Annotated in this window: 24 protein-coding genes; 11 read left to right on the top strand and 13 right to left on the bottom strand. The window is 64.4% G+C overall.

What is annotated here, in order from left to right; translation table 11 throughout:
- Nucleotides 1–61 precede the first annotated feature (61 nt).
- Both Q0799_RS03090 and Q0799_RS03085 read right to left on the bottom strand, forming a co-directional pair.
- Nucleotides 62–3937 (bottom strand): DUF3683 domain-containing protein, encoded by a 3876-nt coding sequence (locus Q0799_RS03090; RefSeq protein WP_298394050.1) that lies wholly within the window; start codon nucleotides 3935–3937, stop codon nucleotides 62–64.
- An 88-nt stretch (nucleotides 3938–4025) separates the two neighbouring features.
- Nucleotides 4026–4403 carry a YqaA family protein gene (locus tag Q0799_RS03085; RefSeq protein ID WP_298394048.1) on the bottom strand — a complete coding sequence of 126 codons (378 nt, stop codon included), beginning with the start codon at nucleotides 4401–4403 and terminating at the stop codon, nucleotides 4026–4028.
- An 85-nt stretch (nucleotides 4404–4488) separates the two neighbouring features.
- Between Q0799_RS03085 and ilvA the strand changes: the two genes are divergently transcribed.
- The 4 genes from ilvA (at nucleotide 4489) to Q0799_RS03065 (ending at nucleotide 8455) form a co-directional block, all read left to right on the top strand.
- On the top strand, nucleotides 4489–6021 hold the full coding sequence (gene ilvA / locus Q0799_RS03080) for a threonine ammonia-lyase, biosynthetic (RefSeq protein WP_298394046.1): 1533 nt from the start codon (nucleotides 4489–4491) through the stop codon (nucleotides 6019–6021).
- Nucleotides 6022–6111: 90 nt separating this feature from the next.
- Nucleotides 6112–7044, top strand: coding sequence for a cysteine synthase A (gene cysK, locus Q0799_RS03075; protein ID WP_298394044.1), 933 nt, complete (start codon nucleotides 6112–6114; stop codon nucleotides 7042–7044).
- Complete coding sequence (locus tag Q0799_RS03070) at nucleotides 7041–8171, top strand: MalY/PatB family protein (protein ID WP_298394042.1); 1131 nt, start codon at nucleotides 7041–7043, stop codon at nucleotides 8169–8171. The genes cysK and Q0799_RS03070 overlap by 4 nt, the downstream gene beginning before the upstream one ends.
- Nucleotides 8168–8455, top strand: coding sequence for a hypothetical protein (locus Q0799_RS03065; protein WP_298394040.1), 288 nt, complete (start codon nucleotides 8168–8170; stop codon nucleotides 8453–8455). Before Q0799_RS03070 ends, Q0799_RS03065 begins: the two co-directional genes overlap by 4 nt.
- Here the strand turns inward: Q0799_RS03065 and Q0799_RS03060 are convergent.
- Nucleotides 8439–9017: a 5-formyltetrahydrofolate cyclo-ligase gene (locus tag Q0799_RS03060; RefSeq protein WP_298394038.1), complete on the bottom strand. Its 579-nt coding sequence runs from the start codon at nucleotides 9015–9017 to the stop codon at nucleotides 8439–8441. The genes Q0799_RS03065 and Q0799_RS03060 overlap by 17 nt on opposite strands.
- A 14-nt stretch (nucleotides 9018–9031) precedes the next feature.
- Here Q0799_RS03060 and Q0799_RS03055 point away from each other — a divergent pair, with 14 nt between their 5' ends.
- From Q0799_RS03055 to Q0799_RS03040, 4 genes are all read left to right on the top strand, one after another.
- Nucleotides 9032–10963 (top strand): lytic transglycosylase domain-containing protein, encoded by a 1932-nt coding sequence (locus tag Q0799_RS03055; protein ID WP_298394036.1) that lies wholly within the window; start codon nucleotides 9032–9034, stop codon nucleotides 10961–10963.
- Nucleotides 10964–11044: 81 nt separating this feature from the next.
- Nucleotides 11045–13126, top strand: coding sequence for a DUF1631 family protein (locus tag Q0799_RS03050; protein WP_298394033.1), 2082 nt, complete (start codon nucleotides 11045–11047; stop codon nucleotides 13124–13126).
- 75 nt (nucleotides 13127–13201) lie between these two features.
- The gene (locus Q0799_RS03045; RefSeq protein WP_298394031.1) at nucleotides 13202–14164 is read left to right on the top strand and encodes a complex I NDUFA9 subunit family protein; all 963 of its coding nucleotides are present in this window, start codon (nucleotides 13202–13204) and stop codon (nucleotides 14162–14164) included.
- Nucleotides 14165–14180: 16 nt separating this feature from the next.
- A complete protein-coding gene (locus Q0799_RS03040) occupies nucleotides 14181–15419 on the top strand; it encodes a multifunctional CCA addition/repair protein (RefSeq protein WP_298394030.1) in 1239 nt (412 codons plus the stop codon).
- On the opposite strand, the gene Q0799_RS03035 is transcribed toward Q0799_RS03040, so the two are convergent.
- Nucleotides 15384–15581: a DUF2905 domain-containing protein gene (locus tag Q0799_RS03035; protein WP_028993827.1), complete on the bottom strand. Its 198-nt coding sequence runs from the start codon at nucleotides 15579–15581 to the stop codon at nucleotides 15384–15386. The genes Q0799_RS03040 and Q0799_RS03035 overlap by 36 nt on opposite strands.
- 56 nt (nucleotides 15582–15637) lie before the next feature.
- On the opposite strand from Q0799_RS03035, the gene Q0799_RS03030 reads away from it, so the two are divergent.
- On the top strand, nucleotides 15638–16444 hold the full coding sequence (locus tag Q0799_RS03030) for an alpha/beta fold hydrolase (RefSeq protein ID WP_298394027.1): 807 nt from the start codon (nucleotides 15638–15640) through the stop codon (nucleotides 16442–16444).
- Here Q0799_RS03030 and Q0799_RS03025 read toward each other — a convergent pair.
- Both Q0799_RS03025 and Q0799_RS03020 read right to left on the bottom strand, forming a co-directional pair.
- The gene (locus Q0799_RS03025; RefSeq protein ID WP_298394024.1) at nucleotides 16434–16625 is read right to left on the bottom strand and encodes a YjfB family protein; all 192 of its coding nucleotides are present in this window, start codon (nucleotides 16623–16625) and stop codon (nucleotides 16434–16436) included. The genes Q0799_RS03030 and Q0799_RS03025 overlap by 11 nt on opposite strands.
- Before the next feature lie 48 nt (nucleotides 16626–16673).
- Nucleotides 16674–17834, bottom strand: coding sequence for an SAM-dependent methyltransferase (locus Q0799_RS03020; RefSeq protein ID WP_298394022.1), 1161 nt, complete (start codon nucleotides 17832–17834; stop codon nucleotides 16674–16676).
- 109 nt (nucleotides 17835–17943) lie between these two features.
- Here Q0799_RS03020 and ttcA point away from each other — a divergent pair, with 109 nt between their 5' ends.
- The gene (ttcA, locus tag Q0799_RS03015) at nucleotides 17944–18813 is read left to right on the top strand and encodes a tRNA 2-thiocytidine(32) synthetase TtcA (RefSeq protein ID WP_298394020.1); all 870 of its coding nucleotides are present in this window, start codon (nucleotides 17944–17946) and stop codon (nucleotides 18811–18813) included.
- 63 nt (nucleotides 18814–18876) lie between these two features.
- A complete protein-coding gene (locus tag Q0799_RS03010; protein WP_298394018.1) occupies nucleotides 18877–19767 on the top strand; it encodes an adenylate/guanylate cyclase domain-containing protein in 891 nt (296 codons plus the stop codon).
- Nucleotides 19768–19787: 20 nt separating this feature from the next.
- Here Q0799_RS03010 and hprK read toward each other — a convergent pair whose 3' ends face one another.
- Genes hprK through recA form a run of 7 tightly spaced genes read right to left on the bottom strand, consistent with a single transcriptional unit; the run spans nucleotide 19788 to nucleotide 25230 of the window.
- Nucleotides 19788–20723: an HPr(Ser) kinase/phosphatase gene (gene hprK / locus Q0799_RS03005; RefSeq protein WP_298394016.1), complete on the bottom strand. Its 936-nt coding sequence runs from the start codon at nucleotides 20721–20723 to the stop codon at nucleotides 19788–19790.
- Nucleotides 20724–20731: 8 nt separating this feature from the next.
- Nucleotides 20732–21181 carry a PTS IIA-like nitrogen regulatory protein PtsN gene (gene ptsN / locus Q0799_RS03000; protein WP_028993834.1) on the bottom strand — a complete coding sequence of 150 codons (450 nt, stop codon included), beginning with the start codon at nucleotides 21179–21181 and terminating at the stop codon, nucleotides 20732–20734.
- 51 nt (nucleotides 21182–21232) lie between these two features.
- Nucleotides 21233–21556: a ribosome-associated translation inhibitor RaiA gene (gene raiA / locus Q0799_RS02995; RefSeq protein WP_298394013.1), complete on the bottom strand. Its 324-nt coding sequence runs from the start codon at nucleotides 21554–21556 to the stop codon at nucleotides 21233–21235.
- A 14-nt stretch (nucleotides 21557–21570) separates the two neighbouring features.
- On the bottom strand, nucleotides 21571–23025 hold the full coding sequence (locus Q0799_RS02990) for an RNA polymerase factor sigma-54 (protein WP_298394011.1): 1455 nt from the start codon (nucleotides 23023–23025) through the stop codon (nucleotides 21571–21573).
- Between the two features lie 24 nt (nucleotides 23026–23049).
- Nucleotides 23050–23784 (bottom strand): LPS export ABC transporter ATP-binding protein, encoded by a 735-nt coding sequence (lptB, locus tag Q0799_RS02985; protein WP_298394009.1) that lies wholly within the window; start codon nucleotides 23782–23784, stop codon nucleotides 23050–23052.
- Nucleotides 23781–24215: a recombination regulator RecX gene (recX, locus tag Q0799_RS02980; protein ID WP_298394007.1), complete on the bottom strand. Its 435-nt coding sequence runs from the start codon at nucleotides 24213–24215 to the stop codon at nucleotides 23781–23783. Before recX ends, lptB begins: the two co-directional genes overlap by 4 nt.
- Nucleotides 24208–25230 (bottom strand): recombinase RecA, encoded by a 1023-nt coding sequence (recA, locus tag Q0799_RS02975; RefSeq protein ID WP_298394005.1) that lies wholly within the window; start codon nucleotides 25228–25230, stop codon nucleotides 24208–24210. Before recA ends, recX begins: the two co-directional genes overlap by 8 nt.
- Nucleotides 25231–25298: the final 68 nt, after the last annotated feature.

Genomic DNA, 25298 nt, shown 5'->3' with positions numbered 1-25298 from the left:
GAACTGCAAGTGGCCGGCGCAAGATGTCACGGGATTCTACTGGAGGTGGGCGGCTGCCGACTCAGAGCAAGACGCGCTCGATGCCACCGGAATTGGCCTTGCCGACGTAGTCCGCCATCCAGTTGTCGCCGAGCAGGTGCTTGGCCATCTCGACAACGATGTAGTCGGCCTGGGTACCGGCATCGTCATCGTAGCGGCTCAAACCCTGCAGACAGGCGGGACAGGAGGTCAGGATCTTGACCTCGCCCTGGAAACCGTCGGCACGCAATTTCTCGGCGCCCTTCTCGATTTCCTGCTGCTTGCGGAACTTCACCTGCGTTGCGATATCCGGGCGCGAGTAGGCAAAGGAGCCCGAATCGCCGCAACAGCGGTCGGTCAGCGGCACATCCTGGCCCATCAGTGTCTTGGTCACGGCCAGCGGGTTGTAGGCCTTCATCGGCGTGTGGCAGGGATCGTGGTACATGTAGCGCGTCCCTTCGACACCGTCCAGCTTCAGGCCCTTTTCCATCAAGTACTCGTGGATGTCGAGCAGGCGGCAGCCGGGGAAGATCTTCTCGAACTGGTATTTCTGCAGCTGATCCATGCAGGTACCGCAGGAGACGATCACCGTCTTGATGTCGAGATAGTTCAGCGTATTGGCCACACGGTGGAACAGCACGCGGTTGTCGGTGGTGATCTTCTGGCCCTTGTCGGCATCGCCCGAGGCGTTCTGCGGGTAGCCGCAGCACAGGTAGCCGGGTGGCAGCACCGTGGTCGCGCCGACTTCGTAGAGCATCGCCTGGGTCGCCAGGCCGACCTGCGAGAACAGGCGCTCGGAACCGCAGCCGGGGAAGTAGAAGACGGCTTCCGAATCGTCGCTGGCCAGCTTCGGGTTGCGGATCACCGGGATGACCTTGTCGTCCTCGATGTCGAGCAAGGCACGCGAGGTGCGCTTGGGCAGATTGCCCGGCATCGGTCGGTTGAGGAAGTGGATGACCTGAGTCTTGACGCTGGGCGCACCAAGCGTCGCCGGCGGATGCTTGCGCGAGTCCTGAACCAGGCCGAGCGCCTTGGCTGCCTTGTGCGCCAGGCGCTGGGCCTTGAAGCCGAAGTCCATCATGACGCCGCGCATCAGCTTGATCGTCGCTGGGTCTTTCAGGTTGAGGTAGGTCATCGCCGCCAGCGTGCCGGGGCTGGTGCGTTTCTTGTCCTGCTTGCGCAGGAAGTTGCGCATCGCCACCGAGACATCGCCGAAATCGATGTCGACCGGACAAGGCTTCAGGCAACGGTGACAGACCGTGCAATGGTCGGCGACATCGTTGAACTCGTCGAAGTGCTTGAGCGAAATGCCGCGCCGGGTCTGCTCTTCGTAGAGGAAGGCCTCGACCAGCAGCGATGTGGCGAGAATCTTGTTGCGCGGGCTGTAGAGCAGGTTGGCCCGCGGCACGTGGGTCGAACAGACCGGCTTGCACTTGCCGCAACGCAGGCAGTCCTTGACCATGTCGGAGATCTTGCCGATCTCGGATTGCTCCATGATCAGCGATTCGGTGCCGAGCAGGTTGAACGACGGCGTGTAGGCGTTGGTCAGGTCACCGCCTTGCATCAGCTTGCCCTTGTTGAAGCGCCCTTCCGGATCGACCTTCTGCTTGTAGGCGCGGAACGGGCCGATCTCGTCGTCGGTCAGGAACTCCAGCTTGGTGATGCCGATGCCGTGCTCGCCGGAAATCACGCCGTCGAGGCCGCGCGCCAGGTGCATGATGCGCTCGACCGCCTTGTTGGCCGTCTGCAGCATCGCGTAGTTGTCGGAGTTGACCGGGATGTTGGTGTGCACATTGCCGTCGCCGGCATGCATGTGCAGCGCGACGAAGACGCGGCCGCGGAGCACCTCCTTGTGAATCGCCTCGATGCGCTCGAGGATCGGCCGGTACATGGTGCCGTCGAAGATCTTGGCCAGGCGCGCCTTCAGCTCCTGTTTCCACGAGGTGCGCACGGAATAGTCCTGCAGACGGTGGAAGAGGGTGGGGTTGGCGGCCTTGTTACTCAGTTCGCCGGCCACCACGCCATAAGAAGCGAAACGCGACTCGGCTTCGGCCAGCGGCAGGTCGAGGTTGTCCAGCAACCATTCCCAACGCAGGCGGACGGCCTCGACGTAATCGAGGGCGGCCTGCCGGCGGTCACCGATCAAAACCTCCTTGTCGAGGTTGGCGTCGCCCGAGTGCAACGGCAGGTCGCCCTTGAGGAAGTCGGCCAGGGCGTCGCACAACGCCAGCTTGTTCTGCGTCGACAGTTCGATGTTGATGCGCTCGATGCCGTCGCAGTACTCGCCCATGCGCGGCAGCGGAATGACCACGTCCTCGTTGACCTTGAAGGCGTTGGTGTGGCGCGAGATGGCTGCGGTCCGCGAACGGTCGAGCCAGAATTTCTTGCGCGTTTCGGCGTCGACCGCAATGAAGCCTTCGGCGGCGCGCAGGTTGCACATGCGCACGACTTCGGAGGCGGCGGCCATCACCGCCTTTTCGTCGTGGCCGACGATGTCGCCGATCAATACCATCTTCGGTCGACCATGGCGCTTGGCCTTGGTCGCGTAACCGACCGCCTTGACGTAGCGCTCGTCGAGGTGTTCCAGGCCGGCGAGCAGAACTCCTGCCGCATGGCCGGCGCCGCCCGGCTTGAAGTAGTCGGTGATCTCGACGATGGCCGGCACCGCTTCGCGGACCTGGCCGAAAAACTCCAGACAGACGGTGCGCGTCACCGGCGGCATCTTGTGCAGCACCCAGCGGGCGGCGACGATGATGCCATCGGTGCCTTCCTTCTGCACGCCGGGAATGCCGCCGAGGAACTTGTCGGTGACGTCCTTGCCCAGGCCGATCTTGCGGCAGGCGGCGCCGGGCATGACCAGGACTTCCTCGCTGAGCAGCTTCTTGCCGGATGGGTCGAAACGCTTGACCCGGAATTCGACGTTTTCCTGCTCGTGAATCTTGCCGTAGTTGTGATTGACGCGTTCGACTTCCAGCCAGTTGCCGTCCGGATCGACCATCTTCCACCAGGCCAGGTTGTCGAGCGCCGTGCCCCATAGCACGGCCTTCTTGCCGCCGGCATTCATCGCGATGTTGCCGCCGATGCAGGAAGCCGAGGCGGAAGTCGGGTCGACGGCGAAAACGCGGCCGGCCGCACTGGCGGCTTCGGCAACGCGTTCGGTAACGACGCCGGCGCCGGTACGGATGGTCGCGTACGGGGTCTCGTGGCCGGCCAGCACCAGTTCCTCGACCGGGCCGATGTCGATCAGCTTCTCGGTGTTGATCACCGCGGAATGCGGCGTCAGCGGCACGGCGCCGCCGGTGTAGCCGGTGCCGCCGCCACGCGGGATGATGGTCAGACCAGCCTCGAAGCAGCCGCGGACGAGGTGGGCGATTTCTTCCTCGGTATCCGGGTAGAGGACGACGAAGGGGTATTCGACGCGCCAGTCGGTGGCGTCGGTGACGTGCGAGACGCGGGCCAGGCCGTCGAAAGCGATGTTGTCGCGACGGGTGTGCTTGCCCAGCACCTTGAGCACCTTGCGGCGCAGGTCGATGGTTTCGCCGAAACGAGCCTCGAAGCGGTCGACGGCCTGCTGCGCGGCGACGACCAGGCGGCGGACCTTCTCCGAACGCTCGGGATCCTCGGCCTCGCTCTCGGCACGACGCTTCTCGACTTCCTTCAGACGATGGCGCAGGGCGCTGACCAGCGCGTCACGGCGCTCACGGTTGTCGAGCAGGTCGTCTTCCAGGTAAGGGTTGCGCTGGACCACCCAGATGTCGCCCAGCACCTCGTAGAGCATCCGCGCCGAACGGCCGGTGACGCGCTCGCCGCGCAGTTCGTCGAGGATCGCCCAGTTGTCGGCACCGAGCAGGCGGATGACGATTTCGCGGTCGGAAAACGAGGTGTAGTTGTAGGGGATTTCGCGCAGGCGGGCGGTCATGGAAGCAGCCGTGATCTGTCAAAAGAAGGATTTTAGCGTATTGCGGCGCAACACGCGGGGCCGGTAGACCGGGGAAAGCGTCCGGGGTTCAGTATCCCGCTGCGGTTTGTGCCACCAGCCAGTAACGCACGAACTTGCCGAGCGCCATGAACAGGCAGCAGGGCAGCCAGTGCAGGCGCAGCCAGCCGGCGGCGACGCACAACGCATCGCCGACCAGCGGCAGCCAGGAAAAGAGCAGGGCGGGGCTGCCCCAGCGTTGCAGGTGATGCATCTGCGGCAGACGGTCGAGCTGCTGCCAGCGCGGCAGGAAACGGCCGCAGGCCCACGAGGTCATGCCGCCGAGCGTATTGCCGAGTGTGGCCAGGGCCAGCGCGGTCGATTTCTGTTCCGGATGCAGTTGCAGGAAACCCCACAACACGGCTTCCGAGCCGCCGGGCAATAGCGTTGCGGCAAGAAAACTGCTCAAGAAAAGGCCGGCAAGCCCTTGTTCCGCCGTGACGTTTACCCACTCCACCCGTAGAATCTCCCTTTTGCCCAGCCCGAATCAGATCATGCACCCGGATTATCTCGAAAAAGTCCTCAATGCCCAGGTTTACGATGTCGCCGTAGAAACGCCGCTCGACCTGGCCGGCAACCTCTCAGCCCGGGTGCATAACCGCATCTGGCTGAAGCGCGAGGACATGCAGCCGGTGTTTTCGTTCAAACTGCGCGGCGCATACAACAAGATCGCCAGTCTGTCGGCGGAAAAGCTCAAGCGCGGCGTGATCTGCGCCTCGGCGGGCAACCACGCCCAGGGCGTGGCGCTGTCGGCGGCCAAGGTCGGCTGCCGGGCGGTCATCGTCATGCCGGTGTCGACGCCGGGGATCAAGATCGAGGCGGTCAAACGGCGCGGCGGCGAAGTCGTGCTGCATGGCGACTCTTACGACGAAGCCTACGCTCACGCGCTGGAGCTGGAAAAATCGGAAAAGCTGACCTTCGTCCATCCCTTCGACGACCCGGAAGTCATCGCCGGCCAGGGCACCACGGCGATGGAAATCCTGCGCCAGCACTCGCGCCACAACGGCCCGATCCACGCCGTCTTCTGTGCCATCGGCGGTGGCGGGCTGGCCGCCGGCGTGGCGGCCTACATCAAGCGCCTGCGTCCGGAAATCAAGGTCATCGGCGTCGAAACCTTCGACGCCGACGCGATGAAACAGTCGATCGAGAAGGGCCATCGCGTCCGCCTGCCGCAGGTCGGGCTGTTCGCCGACGGCACCGCGGTCAAGTTCGTCGGCGAGGAAACCTTCCGCCTGTGCAGGGAATACCTCGACGAGGTCATTCTGGTCGACACCGACGCCATCTGCGCGGCGATCAAGGATGTTTTCGAGGACACCCGCTCCATCCTCGAACCCTCGGGCGCGCTCGCCGTTGCCGGGGCCAAGGAATATGCGCGCCAGAACAAGCTCAAGGACAAGAACCTGGTCGCCGTGACTTCCGGTGCCAACATGAACTTCGATCGCCTGCGCTTCGTCGCCGAGCGCGCCGAGTTCGGCGAGCAGCGCGAAGCGGTGTTCGCCGTGACGCTGCCGGAGAAGCCGGGTGCCTACAAGAAGTTCCTGTCGCTGATCGGCAAGCGCAACGTCACCGAGTTCAACTACCGCTACAACTCCGACAGCGAGGCGCATGTCTATGTCGGCATCCAGGTCAGCGACCGCAAGGAATCGCTGAAACTGCTCGACAGCCTGCACAAGCACGGTTATGCGGCGCTCGACCTGAGCGACGACGAAATGGCCAAGAACCACGTCCGTCACATGGTCGGCGGCCACGCGCCACAGGTCTGCCAGAAAGGCATGAAGGAACTGGTCTACCGTTTCGAGTTCCCCGAACGCCCGGGTGCACTGATGAATTTCCTTGAGCACATGAGCAGCGGCTGGAACATCAGCCTCTTCCATTACCGCAACCACGGCGCCGACTACGGTCGCGTGCTGGTCGGCATGCAGGTGCCGCCGGCGGAAATGAAACAGTTCCGCGAGTTCCTGAAAAACCTCGGCTACGCGCACTGGGATGAAAGCGACAACCCGGTGTACAAGCTCTTCCTCGGCTAAGCACGAAAGCTCATAAGAAATTGCGATTTCCGTCTTTGCCATGACCGGCGCCCCCGCTAGACTGCGGCAATTACCTCCCGGAGAACATCGATGAACATCGCCAAGGACATCAGCGCACTGGTCGGCAACACGCCCCTGGTCCGGATCAATCGACTGGGTGCCGGCAGCGGCGCCACCGTCGTTGCCAAGCTGGAGTTCTTCAATCCCGGCCACAGCGTCAAGGACCGCATCGCCGTCGCCATGCTCGACGCGGCGATTGCCGCCGGCAAGATCGGCCCGGACAGCGTCGTGCTCGAACCGACTTCGGGTAATACCGGTATCGGCCTGGCGATGGTCTGCGCGGCGCGCGGCATCAAGTGCGCCTTCACCATGCCCGAGACGATGAGCCGCGAACGCAAGCTGCTGCTCAAGGCCTACGGCGCCGAACTGATTCTGACCCCGGGACCGGAGGGCATGGGCGGCGCCATCGCCAAGGCCAGTGCGCTGGCCGAGGCCGATGCGAAATACTTCATCCCGCAACAGTTCGAAAATCCGGCCAACCCCGAAATCCACCGCCAGACGACCGCCGAGGAAATCTGGCGCGACACCGACGGCCAGGTCGACATCTTCGTTGCCGGCGTCGGTACCGGCGGCACCGTCACCGGGGTCGGCGAGGTGCTCAAGGCGAAGAAACCGGGCGTCCGCGTCGTCGCCGTCGAACCCGATGCCTCACCGGTGCTGTCCGGCGGCCAGAAGGGCCCGCACCCGATCCAGGGCATCGGCGCCGGTTTCGTCCCGGGCGTGCTCAACACCGGCGTCTACGACGAGGTCATCCGCGTCAGGAACGACGACGCCTTTGCCACCGCGCGCCAGATGGCGACCGAGGAGGGGCTGCTGGTCGGCATCTCGTCCGGTGCCGCGACCTGGGCCGCACTCGAACTGGCCCGCCGGCCGGAAAACGCCGGCAAGCTGATCGTCGTCCTCATTCCGTCCTGCGGCGAGCGCTACCTGTCCACGGCCCTTTACGAACACCTCGACGTTTGAACGATTTCAACACCGTCATCGACCGGCGCGGCTCCGACTCGATCAAGTGGGGCCGCTACGCCGGCCGCGACATCCTGCCGCTGTGGGTCGCCGACATGGATTTCGCGGCGCCGCCGGCCGTCGTCGGCGCCTTGCAGCAACGCATCGCGCACCCGGTTTTCGGTTACGCCCACCCCTGGCCGTCGCTGACGGAGTCAGTGCTCGCTCACCTTGAAGGTGAATATGACTGGCGTGTCGACGCCGACTGGATCGTCTGGTTGCCGGGCCTGGTCAGCGGCCTGAACATCGCCTGCCATGCCGTCGACGGCGACGTCCTGACGGCGACACCGATCTACCCGCCTTTCCTGTCGGCCCCGCGCCTGTCCGGACGCAATCTGCAGCGCGTCGACCTGGCCGAAACCGTTGACGGCTGGCGCTGGGACCAGGATGCCCTGCAGGCGGCGACCACCGAAACCAGCCGCCTGTTCCTGCTCTGCCACCCGCACAACCCGGTCGGCCGTTGCTGGACCCACGCGGAATTGCTCGAGCTGGCCGACTACGCCGAACGCAACGACCTGATCGTCTGTTCCGACGAAATCCACTGCGGCCTGATCCTCGACACCGACAAGCAGCACATCCCGTTCGCCAGCCTGTCGCCCGAAGCTGCCCGGCGCAGCATCACGCTGATGGCGCCGTCCAAGACCTTCAACATTCCCGGACTCGGCTGCGCCTTCGCGGTCATTCCCGACGCCGCGCTGCGCCGCCGCTTCCTGCGGGCGATGGACGGCATCGTGCCGCATGTGAACGTGCTCGGCCTGGTGGCCTGCGAAGCCGCCTACCGCGACTGCGCCGACTGGCACCGCGAACTGCTCACCGTGCTGCGGACCAACCGCGACCGCGTCGAAGCTGCCGTGCGCAGTCAAGCCGGCCTGCGCATGCAACACGTCGAAGCCACCTACCTGGCCTGGATCGACGTGCGCGGACTGGGACTCGAAAACCCGCATGCCCATTTCGAGGCGCACGGTCTTGGCCTGTCGGACGGTCGCGATTTTGGCGCCCCCGGCTGGCTGCGCCTGAATTTCGGCTGCCCGCCGGCGACCCTGGACGAAGCCCTGCGTCGCCTGGCGACCGCCTGTTCGGCAGCATGACTGCCTACCAGGTCACCCTGCTGGTACTGGCAACCGGCATCCTCGCCCAGGCCGTCGCCGGCGGCGTCGCTTTCGAATGCGCGCTGCTGCGTCGCCTGCCGGCCGCAACCCGTGGCCTGTGGTTCGTCCTCGGCTGTGGCAGCCTGCTGCTCGGCCTGCATCACGGGTACACGCTGGAACTGGCGATGAAAACCGGCTTGTTTGACCTGCGCCAGGCGCTGCTGGTTGCGCTGGCCGGTGTCTGCTGCGCCGTCGCGCTGGTCGGACTCAGTCGCCGTGCCTGACGGCGCCGGCCTCGGTCACGATCCAGTCAAGCCGTTGATCATGCGACTCCGGACGGATGCTGTCGACCCGGTTGATCTCGAAACCGACCCCGACGGTCAACGGGCGAGGGCGCAGAGTCGCCAGCGTGCGGTCGAAATAGCCGCCGCCGTAGCCCAGACGGTAACCGGCCGGATCGAAACCGTTGAGCGGCAGCAGGATCAGCGCCGGCACCAGCCACTCGCCGTCGACCGGCGTCGGAATGCCGTAACGATCTTCAAGCAGACGGCTCGCTGCCGTCCATGCACGAAAACGCAGCGGTGCGTCCACCTCGACCACCACCGGCAGGGCGGCCCGGGCACCGGCTTGCCGCCAGGTCTCCGCCACGTCGCGCAGATCCGGCTCATGCTTGATCGGCCAGCAGAAAGCGAAACTTTCCGGCACCGCGAACGTCGATCGCAAATGCTCGCCAATGGCCGCCGACAAGCGCCGGTGCTCCGCCCCGGAAAGCAGGCTGCGCCGGGTCACCATCTCTCGTCGCAAGGCCTTGCGCCAGGCCGTGCTATCCTCGAAATCATCGTTCATCCGGCCAATCTAGCATGAAGTTTCGCGCATTACTCGCCGCCCTGGCTATCGCCAGCACCGCCTCCGCCCAGACCATCGACGACAGCGTTTTCATCGCCGCGCGCGAAGCCTTCCGGCAGGGCGACGCCAATCGCCTGCAGTCGGCGGTCGCCCGTATCGGTGACCACCCGTTGGCGATCTACGCGGAAAACTACCGCTTGCGCAATCTTCTCGCTCGCAACGACGACAGCGGCATCCCCGCTTTCCTGCACGCGCACGATGGCACTCACGCTGCCGAGCGGCTGCGTGCCGACTGGCTGCGCTGGCTGGCCCGGCGTTCCACGTGGAACCTGGTCGAGAGCGAATACCCCCGACTGCTCGCCCCGGAGGCGGAAGTGACCTGCCTCTTCCAGCAAGCCCGCTGGTCGCGCGGCGAGCGCAGCGCGCTGGATGAAGCCGGCACCTTGTGGCTGAACATGCTCGAACCCCCCGAAGGCTGCCAGCCGCTGCTTGTCAGCCTGGTCAACAGTGGCCGGATCAGTGCCGACGACGCCTGGACCCGCGCCCGCCTGCAGATCGAAGCCAACCGCCCGCAATGGGCCCGGCGCACCCTTGACCTGCTCCCCGCCGGTCGCGCGCCGGATGCCAAGCAGTACGACAACGCGGTGAAGAACGCCATGTCCTACCTGGCCCGGCAGACCGGCGACTGGCATGGCACGCGTAACGGTCGGGAACTGACGGCGATCGCCATTCGCTACGTCGCAGCCAACGATCCCTCAGCCGCCGCCCGCGAACTCGAGCGCCGGGAAAGCCAGATGCAACCCGGCGAAGCCGGCTGGGCCTGGAGCCAGATCGCTCTCCAGGCAGCCCGCAAACACCATCCGGAAACCCTGAAATGGTATGGCCGGGCAGGTCGCACCGTGCTGAGCGATGAAAATCACCAATGGAAGGTGCGCAGCGCCTTGCGCGCCACCGACTGGGGCGCCGTCCGCGCTGCCATCGAGGCCATGCCGGCGGCCCTGGCCAACCGGCCCGAGTGGGTTTACTGGCTGGGTCGCGCCTACAAGGCCGGCGGCCGCCTGAGCGACGCCGACGCCCTGTTTGCCAGGATTGCCGGTGAAGCGCATTTCTACGGCAACTTGGCCGACGAGGAGCTGGGTCGCGTGGTCCTGCCGCCGCCGCGCACCACACCGCCGAGCAACGACGAGATGCAGGCTGCACGGCATCACGCCGGCCTGCAACGGGCACTGGCCCTGTTCCGGCTGGACATGCGCACGGAAGCCGTGCGTGAATGGAACTGGGCACTGCGCGGCATGAGCGACCGCCAACTGCTGGCCGCCGCCGAACTCGCCCGCCAGCACCAGATCTGGGATCGCGCGATCAATACTGCCGAGCGGACCCGCCACGAACACGACTACACCCTGCGTTTCCTGTCGCCGTTTGCCGAGCAGATCCGTCCGGTCGCCCGCCAGCAGTCCGTCGACGACGCCTGGGTGTACGGCCTGATGCGCCAGGAGAGCCGCTTCATCACCAACGCCCGCTCCAGTGTCGGCGCTTCCGGCCTGATGCAGTTGATGCCGGCAACCGCCCGCTGGGTGGCCAAGAAGATCGGTCTCGAGGACTTCCACCCGAGCCGGGTCAACGACACCGATGTGAACATCCTGCTGGGCACCTCCTACATGCGCATGGTCATGGAGAATCTCGACAATCATCCGGTCCTGGCTTCCGCCGCCTACAACGCCGGCCCCGGGCGGGCTCGCCGCTGGCGGGCCGAGCAGACCATTGAAGGCGCCATCTACGCCGAAACCATTCCTTTCACCGAAACCCGCGACTACGTGAAAAAGGTGATGAGCAACGCGGTCTATTACTCCGCCCTGTTCAACGGCCGCCCGGATTCGCTGAAGACCCGCCTCGGCGTCGTCACGCCGGCCACGGATGCACCGCCCAAGGAGCGCGATCTGCCCTGACAGTGCTGCCATAATTTGTCGTTGATGTCACAATGGCGTCTTGGCCATCACCGGCCCTCACGTTCAAGCCAAAATCCAACCGTGACCCTGCCCAGCCAAGCCGGCCGCTTCGATCGCTTTCAGGTGCTCAAGACCTGTCGAAGCGCCTTCCTTGACCAGTTGTCGACGCTGCTGCGCGACAGCCGGCTGGTGTCCGAAGCCGCCATTTCGGCGTTGCTGGGCGGCGCCGGTCGCCACTTCGATGCCATGCAGACCAGCCAGCGCACCGGCAGTTTCCGGGAAGAGGCGAGGGGGCTGACCTCGTCGAAAATCTCGCTGGTCGGCGACGATGACCTGGAACTCGACATCCGGCTCGACAACCTGTGCAAACGCCTCAGCGAATCGACCAGCGTCCAGCTCTGGAAAACCCACCTGCGCTTCGTGACCCTGCTTGGACGTCCGGATCTGCCCAAGACGCACAATCCGGTCGGACCGCAAGCCATCGTTGCCGGCCTGCAATCGCTGTTCGCGGCAGCCGGCGCCAGTTCGCTGGATGAAAAGCTCGACCTCCTCGACCGCATCGAAGCGCTGCTACGCGAGGGTTTGCCGGTCATCTACACCAACATCGATACCTTGCTCGACCAGGTCGGCGCCGAAGCCGCCCAACCCGCCATCGTCAGCGCCGGCGAAACGGCGCGTCCGGCGGCCAGCGCCCCCAGCCAGCCGGCACCGCCCCCGGTCACCAGCGAGCCGGCAACGCAAGGCGTCATCGCACAGCTGGCCGGCCGGGCAAGCAAGACCGGCACACCCGCCACCAGCCAGCGTCTGCTCAGCCAGGCCGCGCTCGACAACCTGATGTTCCGCCTCGAACAACTCGAACGTAATCAGCGCAACAGCACGGATTTCCTGACTGCGACCTCGCCCAAGCTGGAAACATTGATTCCCGGCCTGTTCTCCGACTCGGCGGCCGCCCCGGCGCCGGCCATGGAAGCCGTCCGCGCTCAGGAACTGGGCGTTCCGGCGGCAACCGCCGAAGGCCAGGCGATCGATGCGGTCGGTCAGTTTTATTCGGCCATCTTCACCGACCCCGGACTCTCCGACACGCTGAAGCTGCAGCTTGCCGAGCTTCAGGTCATCACGGTCAGGCTGGCGCTCAAGGACAAGACCCTGTTCTCGCGTGCGGATCATCCGTTGCGCCGGCTGATCGACCGCATCGGCGCACTCTGCCTTCCATTGCCGGCCAATGCCGACCGTCAGCATCCGACGGTCAACAAGATCGCCGAGATCATTGCCCGGCTGAAGGACGGTTTTGGGGGTAACAGCGAAGGCATTGTCGTCGCTGCCGACGCCATCGACGAACTGCTCGCCGAACAACTGCAAGAAATCTACGGCCAGGCCGCGGCCTATCTGCCGTTGCTGCACCAACTCGACCGCCGCGACCAGGCCGCCGGCGACATCCGCCGCCTGCTCGAAACACGGGAAATCGACGGCCTGCCGCCGGTCTTGCAGGATTTCTTCCGCCTGCACTGGAAACGCCTGCTGGAAAAAGCCTGGTTCGAGGAAGGGATCACCGGACCGACCTGGCAGGCGCACAGCCGGACGCTGTCGATGTTGCTCTGGTCTTTCCGGCCGAAAGCCGATGGCGACGAACGCCAGGCCCTGGCGCGCGAGTTGCCCAACGTCCTGAAATCGCTCAAGGCCGGGATGGAACAATTGCAACTGCCGGCAGACGCCCAGGCCGGCATTCTCGACGCCTGTTTCGAACGGCAGACCCGGGCCATGCGAGTGAGCGGCAGCCCGGCAGACGAGGGCTTCGACCCCGCCATGGTTTTGCCGCGGCCGGGCCGCAGCCGGCAGATGACCCAGGGCCGGGTTGAAGCCGGCAACCTGATCCTGCATACGCTGGACCTGCCCGATCCGGCCGGCGGCGAGCTGCCCGGATCGCTTCCCGGCCAGGGCGCCTGGCTGAGCGTCAATCTCGATGGCGTCGACCACACGCTCTGCCTGTGCCACCGCAGCCCGGCCAGCGGCCGCAGCCTGCTGTTCAGCCCCGCCCCCTGCCTGGCGCTCTCGATCCACCCGCAACTGCTCGACCTGCGACTACGCGACGGCAGCATCCGCCAGCTCGGCGAGCCGCCGCTGTTTGCCCGCCTGCTGGCGCGAGCCCTGGAATCGGCCGGCTGACGCCAGGCCCCTGACGTTACGCCCGGGTTTACCGTAAAATCGCGGTTTCACGAAAACGTTTTCGCGGGGTTCCGGATGAGCATCAAAAAGGTCTTGCTGCTGGGGGGTAGCGGTTTTGTCGGTACCTACATCGTCAACCGTCTGGCCCAGCGCGGCATCGAAGTCACCGTACCGACGCGTCGCCGCGAACGGACCAAGGCACTGATCATGCAGCCCGGCGTCGACATGCCGGAAGCCAACATCCACTGCCCGGAAACGCTGACCCAGCTGGTCCGCGGTCACGATGCGGTGATCAATCTGGTCGGCATCCTGCACAGCCGCGACGTCAAGTTCCCGTACAGCGACGATTTCGCCCAGGCCCACGTCGAATTGCCGAAGAAGATCGTCGCCGCCTGCAAGGCCGCCGGCGTCCGCCGCCTGGTCCATATGAGCGCGCTCAAGGCCGACCCCAAGGGTCCGTCGGAATACCTCGCCTCCAAGGGCGACGGCGAAGCCGTGGTGATGGCTGCAGCCGGCGAACTCGACGTGACCGTGTTCCGCCCGTCGGTCATCTTCGGCCTCGGCGATTCCTTCCTGTCGATGTTCGCCAAGGTGCTCAAGTCGGCGCCGATCTTTCCGCTCGGTTTCGGCCACGCCCGCTTCCAGCCGGTATGGGCCGCCGATGTCGCCGATGCCTTCGTCGATTCGCTGAGCGATGTCGCCACCTTCGGCCAGGCCTACGATCTGGTCGGACCGCAGGTGTACACGCTGCGCCAGCTGGTCGATTACACCGCCTCGCTGACCGGTGGCAAGGCACGCGTCATCGCCCTGTCCGAAGGCTGGGCCTACCTGCAGGCCGGCCTGATGTGGCTGGCACCGAACCCGCTGATGTCGCCCGACAACCTGCGTTCGATGCAGGTCGACAGCGTCTGCGACGGCAACTGCCGTCTGCCGGCCGGCTGGCAACCGACCGCCGTCGAAGCCGTGGCGCCGACCTACATCGCGCACCGGACGCCGAAGGGCAAGCTCGACAGCTTCCGCTTCCGCGCCGGCCGCTGAGCCTGTAACCCCCGCCGTGCAGGTTTACATCGTCGGCGGCGCCGTCCGGGACGAACTGCTCGGCCGCCCCTGCGACGACCGCGACTACGTGGTCGTCGGGGCCACCCCGGAAGCCATGCTGGCCGCCGGATTCCGCCCGGTCGGCAAGGACTTCCCGGTATTCCTGCACCCCGACAGCCACGAGGAGTACGCGCTCGCTCGTACCGAACGCAAGAGCGGGCGCGGCTACCACGGCTTCACCTTTCACGCCGCCGCCGACGTCACGCTGGAACAGGACCTGGCCCGCCGCGACCTGACCATCAACGCGATGGCGCGCGACGGCGAGGGCAGGGTGATCGACCCCTTCAACGGCCAGGGCGACCTGCGCGGAAAAATCCTGCGCCACGTCGGTCCGGCCTTTGCCGAGGATCCGGTGCGCATCCTGCGCATCGCCCGCTTCGCGGCCCGCTTCCACGACTTCAGCATCGCCCCGGAAACCCTGACGCTGATGCGCGCCATGGTCACCGACGGCGAGGTCGATCACCTGGTCGCCGAACGCGTCTGGCAGGAACTGGCCAAAGGGCTGATGGAAGCGAAGCCGTCACGGATGTTCGAGGTGCTGCGCGAGTGCGGCGCGCTGGTCCGCTTGCTGCCCGAGGTCGACGCGCTGTTCGGCGTACCGCAGCGGGCCGATTACCATCCCGAGATCGACGCCGGCATCCACACGCTGATGGTCATCGACCAGGCCGCCCACTACGGGTTCCCGCTCACCGTCCGCTACGCCGCACTATGCCACGACCTCGGCAAGGCGACGACACCGGCCGACATCCTGCCCCGGCATATCGGCCACGAGATGCGCAGCCTGCAACTCTGCCAGACAATGAGCGAGCGCCTGCGCGTCCCCAACGAATGCCGCGACCTGGCGCTGCTGATGGCACGGCACCACGGCACCATCCACCGCGCCGGCGAGATGCGTGCGGCAACCCTGGTCGATTTTCTGGAAAAATGCGATGCCCTGCGCCGACCGGCGCGCTTCGGCGAACTACTCGACACCTGCCGCTGCGACTACACCGGCCGTGCCGGCTGGGAAAACCGCAGCTACGACAGCCCGGACCTGCTGTACAAGGTTTTGGCGGCGGTCAATACCATCGACGCCGGGCGCATTGCCGCCGACACCAAGGAACGCGGCAAGATTCCGGAACGCATTCGCCTGGCCCGCATCAAAGCCGTCCGCGCCCTGCTAAATGAGGCGGGAGATGAGCCAGAGCAGCAGTGACAGGATGATGATGCTGACAAAGGGGAAATGGTAAACACGACCGCGCCAGCGGAAGGCGACATCGCCCGGCAGTTGGCCGAAGCGGATGAAGCGCGCGAGGTGTGGCGTGACCAGTCCGAGCAGGAAGATCGCCACGACCAGCGTCAGTATCCACTTCAACATGTATTCACCCAGCGTGCGAAAGCCCGCATTTAACCACGGCGACAGCCTGAAACCCCATGATAGCAACCCAAGACATCGGCGGACTGGAAGTATTTTCCTGCCTGCCCAACGGCAACACCGACAAACCGGCGCTTCTCTTCATTCATGGCGCCTTTGCCGGCGGCTGGATGTGGACCGAAACCTTCATGCCGCATTTCGCGGCCGCCGGCCATCCCTGCTACGCCCTGTCGCTCCGGGGCCATGGCGGCAGCCAGGGGCATGAACAGATCAACTGGTTGTCGATTGGCGATTACGTCGATGACGTCCGCACCGTGATCGAAGCGCTGGCCATCGACCCGGTGCTACTCGGTCACTCGATGGGTGGCTTCGTCGTGCAGAAATACCTCGAACGCCATCCGGCGCCGGCCGTGGCCCTGCTCTGCTCGGTACCGCCGCAAGGCCTGATCGCCGCCCAGTTTCACCTGATGCTGCAGAAACCGGAACTGTTCCTGGAAATCAACCGCATCCTCGCCGGCAACTACACCGATACCGACACCTTGCGCGATGCGCTGTTCGCTGGCGAAGCCGACCCGGCCATGCTTGCCGTCTGGCTGGGCAAGATGCAGAACGAGTCGCAGCGGGCCATCTGGGACATGTCGATGTTCAACCTGCCCAACCTCTACCGCATGCACCGGCCGCCGATGCTGATCGTCGGTGCCGACCAGGATGCGCTGGTACCGGCTTTCCTGGTCCAGACCACGGCACATACTTACGGCGAACCTTGCCACATCCTGCGCCACATGGGCCATGCCATCACCCATGAAAAGGAATGGCCGCGCGCGGCGGCCATCGTTCAGACCTGGCTGGACGGTCTCAGGCCCTGATATCGACGCTGTTGCCGAGATTGGCCGGATTGCTTGCCGCCTGCGGCAAGGTCTGCAACAGCTGCAGGGCGTTGGCGGCTTCGATATCGATGGCCTTCTTGAGCACCAGCATGCTCGCCTGCATGGCGGTCTGCTGCTGGGTCAGTGCACCACTGGCACCAACGATTGCGGATACATCCATCGGAAAACTCCCGGTCAACGGCTGATGGGTTCAGTGTAGTCGTTATTTCTACAAACGGCGACTCTGATCGCCGCGGGAAAAACCGATCAAGGTTTCGTCGATCTCCCGGCCGATGGCGATGACCTTGAACAATTCGCCCATCTCGTGCGGCATGATCAGTTTTGCCGCGGCTGCCGACGCCCGGAAATACTCTGCCGTAGCAGCCGGGATTCTGGCCAGATGGTCGAGCAGTCCGCAATTCAACAGAAACTGCCCCTGGTTGGTGTAGCCCAGCAAATCCAGACCGGCGCCGTGGGCGGCGGCGATGATCGCCGTGAAATCGACGTGCACGGTCAGATCCTGCAAACCCGGCAGGTAAAAGGGATCCGGGTGGGCATGGTGGCGGTAATGGCACATCAGGGTGCCCTGGCGGCGTTGCGGATGGTAGAACTCGTGACGCGGAAAGCCGTAATCGATCAGCAGCAGCACGCCCTGCTGCAGTATCTTCCCCCATTCAGCGGACCAGGCCCGCGCCGCCAGCGAAATCTCGGACAGATACGCGCCGCCGGTACCGGTTTCATCGGCAATTTCGCGGGCCGCGGCCAGCAGCGCGCCCGTGGCCGGTCGCTCGTTCCACGTGAAACGGCCGTCGGCATCGAGGGCCACACCGCGTTCGCGGATGACATCCTCGTCCCAGACCACCAGATGGGCGGGCAGGGCGTCGAGCAGTTCATTGGCCACCACCACGCCGGAGAATGTTTCCGGCAGCCGGTCCAGCCAGACCACCCGCGACAGCAGATGCGGCGCGGCAGCGGCGATCGTCTCGCGCTGGCGTTCGCGCAGGTCGGGCGACAGATCGAGGATGGCATAGCTGTCGGGCAGACTGCCAAGCTGCTCGAGCGCCAGCAGCAGATCGGCGGCAAGTCGCCCGGAACCCGCACCGACCTCGATCACGGCCCGGGCAGAAAGCGCCATGACCTGGGCGATCTGGGCAGCGAGGGCCTGACCGAACAGCGGCGTCATTTCGGGCGCGGTAACGAAGTCGCCGGCGGCACCGAATTTTCGTGCCCCGGCCGCGTAATACCCCAGCCCCGGCGCGTAAAGCGCCATTTCCATGTAGCGGGCGAAAGACAGAAAGCCGCCTTCGGCGACCACGGTACTGGCAATCGCGTCATGCACCAGCCGGCTGTGGGCGAGGGCGTCGGGAGAGGGCGTGGGCAGTTGGCTCATCGGCGGGCAAAGGCTCCATTCTAATTCGCCGGGCCGGTTTGCCGGGGGAAGCGTGTAAACTTGCGGGTCGCTGCAATTCAGCCAGGCCCATCGCGAAGACTTCCCGACCATGAACACCCCCGTATCCGCCAATCTGCAAAAACTCCGCAAATTCCTCGAAGGCCGCACCGGCAAGGCCATCATGGACTACAACATGATCGAGGACGGCGACACCATCCTGGTCTGCTGTTCCGGCGGCAAGGATTCCTACACCCTGCTGGCCATGCTGATGGCGCTGCAGCAACGGGCACCGGTCAAGTTCCGCCTGATCGCCATGAACCTCGACCAGAAGCAGCCAGGTTTCCCGGAAGATGTGCTGCCGCGCTATTTCGAATCGCTGGGCATCGAATACCGCATCGTCGAAGCCGACACCTACTCGATCGTCAAGGACAAGATTCCCGAGGGCAAGACCACCTGCTCGCTGTGCTCGCGCCTGCGCCGCGGGATCATCTACCGTACCGCCAAGGAACTCGGCGCCAACAAGATCGCCCTCGGCCACCACCGCGACGACATGGTGCATACGCTGTTCCTGAACATGCTGTTCGGCGGCAAGATGAAGGCCATGCCGCCCAAGCTGGTCACCGACGACAAGGCACACGTGGTCATCCGGCCGCTGGCCTACTGCTCGGAAGCCGATATCGCCAAGTTCGCCCGCGGCATGGAATTCCCGATCATTCCCTGCAATCTGTGCGGTTCGCAGGAGAACCTGCAGCGGCAGAAGATCAAGGAGATGATGCACGACTGGGACAAGCGCTACCCCGGGCGTACCGAGGCCGTGTTTACCGCGATCCAGAACGTCGTGCCGTCCCACCTGGGCGACAACAATCTGTTCGATTTCCGCAATCTAACGCTGGACACGCCGGTAGAGCAGGGTGATATCGCGTTCGACAGCGAGGAAATGCCGATCAGCGGCAGCATCCCGATCAGCCCGGCGGTATGACGCCCCGCTGTCAACCGGCGGACTTCGTCATATAATCAGCCGTCCAACGATCCGATCTTGCCCATGAACGCGCAGCACCCGATTCCTGTCATCATGGTTGCCGACATTTCCGGCAGTGCTTCGCTTCATCAGCGTTTGAACGCGCAGGAGGCGGATCGGGCCATCGACCGTTGCATCAAGCGCATGAGCCGCTCGGTCGAAGGCTACCAGGGCAAGCTTCTGCAAACGGCCGGCGACGAGTTGCTGGCCGTTTTCCCGAGTGCCGAATCGGCCTGCCAGTCGGCCATCGACATGCACCAGCGGGTTGCCGACCTGCCGCCAATTTCCGGCCACAAGCTCGGTATCCGCATCGCCCTGCACGACAGCGACGGCACCGACGCACCGTCGGCCAGCAAGCTGACCAGCATCATGCGCATGGCGGCACTGGCGACCACCGACCAGATCCTGTGCAGCGGACCGGTTGTCCAGACCCTGCCGGCCAGCGCCGTCGTCCAGGCCAACCCGCGCCCGGACATCGACAATCTGTTCGAGCAGGATGCCATCGTCCCGGTATTCCAGATTCACTGGCCCTCGCAGAATGGCGCGCCGGCACCGCAACACTCGATGTTCGGCCCACTCAGCCACAAGCTCGCCGAGCGCCTGTGTCTGCGCTACCGGGGCAAGGCTTACCTGATCGACGACAATACGCCGGTCCTCAGCCTGGGACGCGATCCTTCCTGCGCCATGCTGATCCAGAACCGCAAGGTATCGCGCATGCACGCGCGCATCGAGCGCCGGCGCGATGGCTATTACCTGATCGACACCAGCACCAACGGCAGTTTCCTGAGCATGCAGGGCCGCCAGGAAATCGCCCTGCGCAAGCATGAAATCCTGCTCGAGGGCAGCGGTGTCGTGTGTTTCGGCAGCTCGCTCAACGATCCGGCGGCTGACCGGGTCGAATTCGAACACCTCTGATCAGTCGCCGCCGGCGCGGCTCAGACGTCCTCGTCGTTCATCATGCGGCTCTGCCGCTCGACGAAATCCTGCATGCTGTCGATGCCGCGATATTGCAGGATGGTGTTGCGCACCGCAGCTTCCATCAATACCGCCAGGTTGCGCCCGGCAGCCACCGGAATCACCACCTTGCGGATCGGCACGCCGAGCACATCCTGGCTTTGCGCGTCGAGCGGCAGACGCGGCGCGTCTTCCATGGACACCGTCCGCTGCAGGTGCACGATCAGCTTCAGCTTCATCTTGCGGCGCGAGGCGGTCTCGCCGAAGATGGTGCGGATGTTGAGCAGGCCGAGGCCGCGGACTTCGAGGAAGTCGCGCAGCATGCCGGGGCAGCGGCCTTCGATGGTGGTCGGCGCGATCCGGGCCATCTCGACCACATCGTCGGCAACCAGGCCATGGCCGCGCGAGATCAGCTCCAGCGCCAGTTCGGATTTGCCGACCCCGGAATCGCCGGTAATCAGCACGCCCATGCCGAGCACGTCCATGAACACGCCGTGCAGGCTGATGGTATCGGCCAGGCGGGCCGACAGGTAAATGCGCAGGTGATCGATGACCGCCGAACAGTGCTTGGGCGACAGGATCAGCGGCACGTCGGCGGCCTTGCAGGCATCGACGATGAATTCGGGGGGCTTCAGGCCGTCGGCAACGATCATCGCCGGCGTGCGGGCCGACAGCAGGTCGATGAACATCTGGCCGAAGCGCCGCTCACCGATGCGCATGGCCCAGTCGTATTCGGCCTGCCCCATGACCTGCAGGCGTTCCGGGTGAATGATGTTGATGTGGCCGACGACGTCGGCACCGTAATTGCTGGCGGCCTTGAGCTCAATGCGCCGGTCGTTGCGCTGACCGGCCAGCCAGTTGAACAACAGCTTCTCGCGGTTGTCCTGGTACAACTGCTCCAGGCTGATGTGCCGCACGGCGCCGGTCAGGACTTCTTGAACAGTGCCAGCACCGCTTCGGCGTCCGGGGCGGCCTGCAAGGCTTCGCGGAAGGCGCGGTCGGAAAAGCGCTGAGCCAGTTCGGACAGGATCTGCAGATGCTCTTCGGTCGCCTGTTCCGGTACCAGCAACACGAACAGCAGGGTAACCGGACGGCCGTCCGGCGAATCGAAGGGAATCGGCGTCGCCAGACGGATCAGCGCGCCGGCAGCCTGCTGGAGGCCCTTGATCCGGCCGTGGGGAATGGCCACGCCCTGGCCAAGGCCCGTGGAGCCGAGCTTTTCGCGTGCGAACAGGCTGTCGAAAATCAACGAACGCGACATGTCGAGCCGGCTTTCGAACAGCATGCCGGCCTGTTCAAAAACGCGTTTCTTGCTGCTCGCATCCAGGTCGAGCAGGACCTGATCGGCAGTCAGAATGTTGTCTAGAGGGTTCATGGGAACTTTGCAGCAAAGAAACCGCACCCCTCGGGGTGCGGTCGGTCAGGCTTAGTCGTCGATGTGCATGGACGGCTTTTCGCCACGATGGTGGTCCTGCATCTTCTGCTTGTACTTCTGGACCTGGCGGTCGAGCTTGTCGAACATGGCGTCGATGGCGGCGTAGAGATCGTCCCCGGCTTCTTCGACATGCATGTCCTTGCCCGGAACGTGAACGGTGACTTCGGCCTTCTGCTTCAGCTTTTCAACGGAAAGCACGACGCTGGCGCCGGTAACCTTGTCGAAATGACGGAGTACGGGATCGAGCTTGTTCTCGACGTATTCGCGCAGTGCCGGGGTGACTTCGATATGGTGACCGCTGATTTGCAGATTCATTTTTTCTCCTCTCTCTACAGGGTCTTGCGTAAATTGACCGGCGGGATGTTGAGCGATTCACGGTATTTGGCAACCGTGCGTCGGGCAACGACAATTCCCTGCTGGCCTAGTATTTCGGATAATTGACTATCCGACAAGGGCTTCTTGCCATCTTCCGCCGAAATCAATTGCTTGATCAGGGCACGAATGGCCGTGGCAGAACAGGCACCACCGGTGTCGGTGGACACATGGCTGCCGAAGAAGTATTTCAGTTCGAAGATGCCGCGCGGCGTGGCCATGTATTTCTGGCTGGTGACGCGGGAAATCGTCGATTCGTGCAGGCCGAGCAGGTCGGCAATCTCGCGCAGCACCAGTGGCCGCATCGCCACTTCGCCATGTTCGAAAAACTGGCGCTGGCGGTCCACGATGGCCTGGGTGACGCGGTGGATGGTATCGAAACGCTGCTGGATGTTCTTGATCAGCCAGCGGGCTTCCTGCAACTGGCCGCTCAGGTTGCCGTTACCACGGCGCTGGCGGGCGAGGATGTCGGCGTACAGGCGGTTGACGCGCAGGCGCGGGTAGGCGTCCGGGTTGATGTAGGCCGTCCATTTACCCTTGAGCTTCTTCACGATCACGTCGGGCGTGATGTAGCGCGCTTCGTCCTGCGCGTAACCGGCGGCCGGCCGCGGATTGAGGCTGGTGATCAGCTCGTGCGCGCCACGCAGGATCTCGTCGTCGCAACCGGTCAGGCGACGGATCTTGACGAAATCGCGGGCAGCCAGCAATTCCAGGTGCTTGTCGGCAATGGTCAGGGCCAGCGTGCGCTCGGCGCAATCCTCTTCGGCCTGCAACTGCAACAGCAGGCATTCGCGCAGGTCGCGCGCACCGATCCCGGTCGGATCGAAATTCTGGATATGGCGCAGGGCGATTTCGAGTTCCTCGAGTTCGACTTCGTACTCGGGCGGCAGGGTTTCCAGCAGCTCTTCCAGCGGCGTGGCGAGATAGCCGTCGTCGCTGAGCGCTTCGATCAGGAAGCGGACCAGGCTGCGATCGCGATCGCTCAACTGGGTCATGCCCAACTGCCAGCCCAGGTGCTCGCGCAGGCTGACGCTGGAAGCGTGGGCATCCTGCGGATCGTTGTCGTCTTCCTCGTCGCGGCCGGCGCCGGTGAAGGTGCCGGCATCGCTGGACCAGCGATCGTCGTCGACATCGCCAGGCGTCATCGGCGGCTCGCCCTGGGCATCCTCGCGCGATTCGCTCGCCGGCGCAGGTTCGCTGACCGGTTTGTCGGGCGAATCGAACTGCTGGGCACCGGCGAAGGACTCGCCCGGCCCGTCATCGTCGCGCTCGAGCATCGGGTTTTCCAGCAGGTAGCGTTCGATTTCCTGCTGCATCTCGACGGTCGACAACTGCAGCAGCTTGATCGACTGCTGTAATTGCGGCGTCAGGGCCAGATGCTGCGAAAGCTTGAGCTGAAGTGCCGGTTTCATTGATGCAATCTTGGTTTGGCGAGGTCAGAGGCGGAAATGCTCGCCGAGATAAACCTTGCGTACACTCTCATTGTCGACAATTTCCTCCGGACGTCCAGAGGAAAGTACATGACCGGCGTTGATGATCACCGCGTGATCGCAGATGCCGAGCGTCTCGCGCACGTTGTGATCGGTGATCAGGACACCGATGCCGCGTTCCTTGAGGAAGCGGATGATCTTCTGGATTTCCAGCACGGCAATCGGATCGACCCCGGCAAACGGCTCGTCGAGCAGGATGAAGCGCGGATTGGTGGCCAGCGCGCGGGCAATTTCGACACGCCGCCGTTCGCCGCCGGACAGTGCCGCTGCATTCACGTGGCGGACATGGGTGATGTGCAGTTCGTTGAGCAGGCTTTCCAGTCGCTGGCTGCACTCGTCGGGTGAAAGCTTCTGCAGTTCGAGCACGGCGAGGATGTTTTCCTCGACGTTGAGCTTGCGGAACACCGAGGCCTCCTGCGGCAGGTAGGACAGACCGGTACGGGCACGCGAATGCATCGGCTGGTGGGTGAGGCGCTCGTCGTCGATATAGACTTCGCCGCCATCGGCAGCCACCAGGCCGACGATCATGTAGAAACAGGTGGTCTTGCCGGCACCGTTCGGCCCGAGCAGACCGACCACTTCGCCGGAGCGCACCGAGAAGGAGACGTCTTCGACGACGGTGCGCGCCTTGTAACGCTTTTTCAGGTTGTGCGCGGACAGGGTGGCGGTTGGCTGGCTCATTCTTCACTGGCTCCGCGCAGGGTCTGGCGGATCGCTTCTGCAGAAAAGCCGCGATATTGCAGGAAACGCATCTGTTTGGCACGTTCTTCTGCAGATTGGGGGGGCTGCCCGAACTTTTTCGCCCAGATCGCCCGGCAGCGCTCGCCCTCGTCGCCGGCCTCGGGCAGGGCGGCTTCGATGTCGCCATCGCTGACGCCCTTTTGCCGCAATTCCTGGCGCAGGCGGCCGTTGCCGTAGCGATTGGCGCGCGCCGAAACGCGCTGGCTGGCATAACGGGTATCCGACAGCAGGTGCTCGGCCTGCAAGGCATCGAGCACCGCCGTCAGGGCTTCTTCACTGTCGGCATGCGCCGCGAGTTTGGCATGCAGTTCGGCCCGGCTGTGATCCCGCCGGGTCAGGCACTGCAAGGCACGCACCCGCAGATCAGCCATTGGCGGCCTTGCTCGGTTTGATCACGGTGGTGCTCGCCGCCTCGCGGATGCCGGCTTCGATTTCCTGGGCAATTTCCGGGTGCGACTTGAGGAACTCGCGGGCGTTGTCCTTGCCCTGGCCGATCTTCTCGCCCTTGTACGAATACCAGGCACCGGATTTGTCGACCAGCTTGTGAGCGACGCCCATTTCGACGATCTCGCCCTCGCGGGAAATCCCCTCGCCGTAGAGGATGTCGAAGATGGCCTCGCGGAACGGCGGCGACACCTTGTTCTTGACCACCTTGACGCGGGTTTCGCTGCCGACCACCTCGTCGCCCTTCTTGATCCCGCCGATGCGGCGGATGTCGAGACGGACCGAAGCGTAGAACTTGAGCGCGTTGCCGCCGGTGGTGGTTTCCGGCGAGCCGAACATGACACCGATCTTCATCCGGATCTGGTTGATGAAGATGACCAGCGTGTTGGTCTTCTTGATGTTGGCGGTCAGCTTGCGCAGCGCCTGCGACATCAGGCGGGCGTGCAGGCCGACCATCTGGTCGCCCATCTCGCCCTCGATTTCGGCACGCGGGGTGAGGGCGGCCACGGAGTCGACGACGATGATGTCGACCGAGCCGGAACGGACCAGCATGTCGGCGATTTCCAGCGCCTGTTCGCCGGTATCGGGCTGCGAGATCAGCAGCTCGCCGACATTGACGCCGAGTTTCTGGGCATATTGCGGATCGAGCGCATGTTCGGCATCGATGAAGGCAGCGGTACCGCCAAGCTTCTGCATCTCGGCGACGACCTGCAGACAGAGCGTGGTCTTGCCCGACGATTCCGGACCGTAGATCTCGACCACCCGGCCGCGCGGCAGGCCGCCGACGCCGAGTGCGATGTCGAGGCCGAGCGAGCCGGTCGACACGACCTGGATGCCCTCGTCGATTTCGGCATCGCCCATCTTCATGATGGAACCCTTGCCGAACTGCTTTTCGATCTGTTGCAGCGCTGCGGCGAGCGCCTTTGCCTTGTTGTCGTCCATGTTCTTACCTCGAAACGTTATGTGGATTATGGCACAGGGCCATGGATGGAACAAAAATTGCTCAATGA

It is taken from the genome of uncultured Azonexus sp., from assembly GCF_937982035.1.
Classification (GTDB): domain Bacteria; phylum Pseudomonadota; class Gammaproteobacteria; order Burkholderiales; family Rhodocyclaceae; genus Azonexus.
The sequence above is the reverse complement of the archived record's forward strand: the minus strand, read 5'-3'. Positions and strand labels throughout refer to the sequence as shown.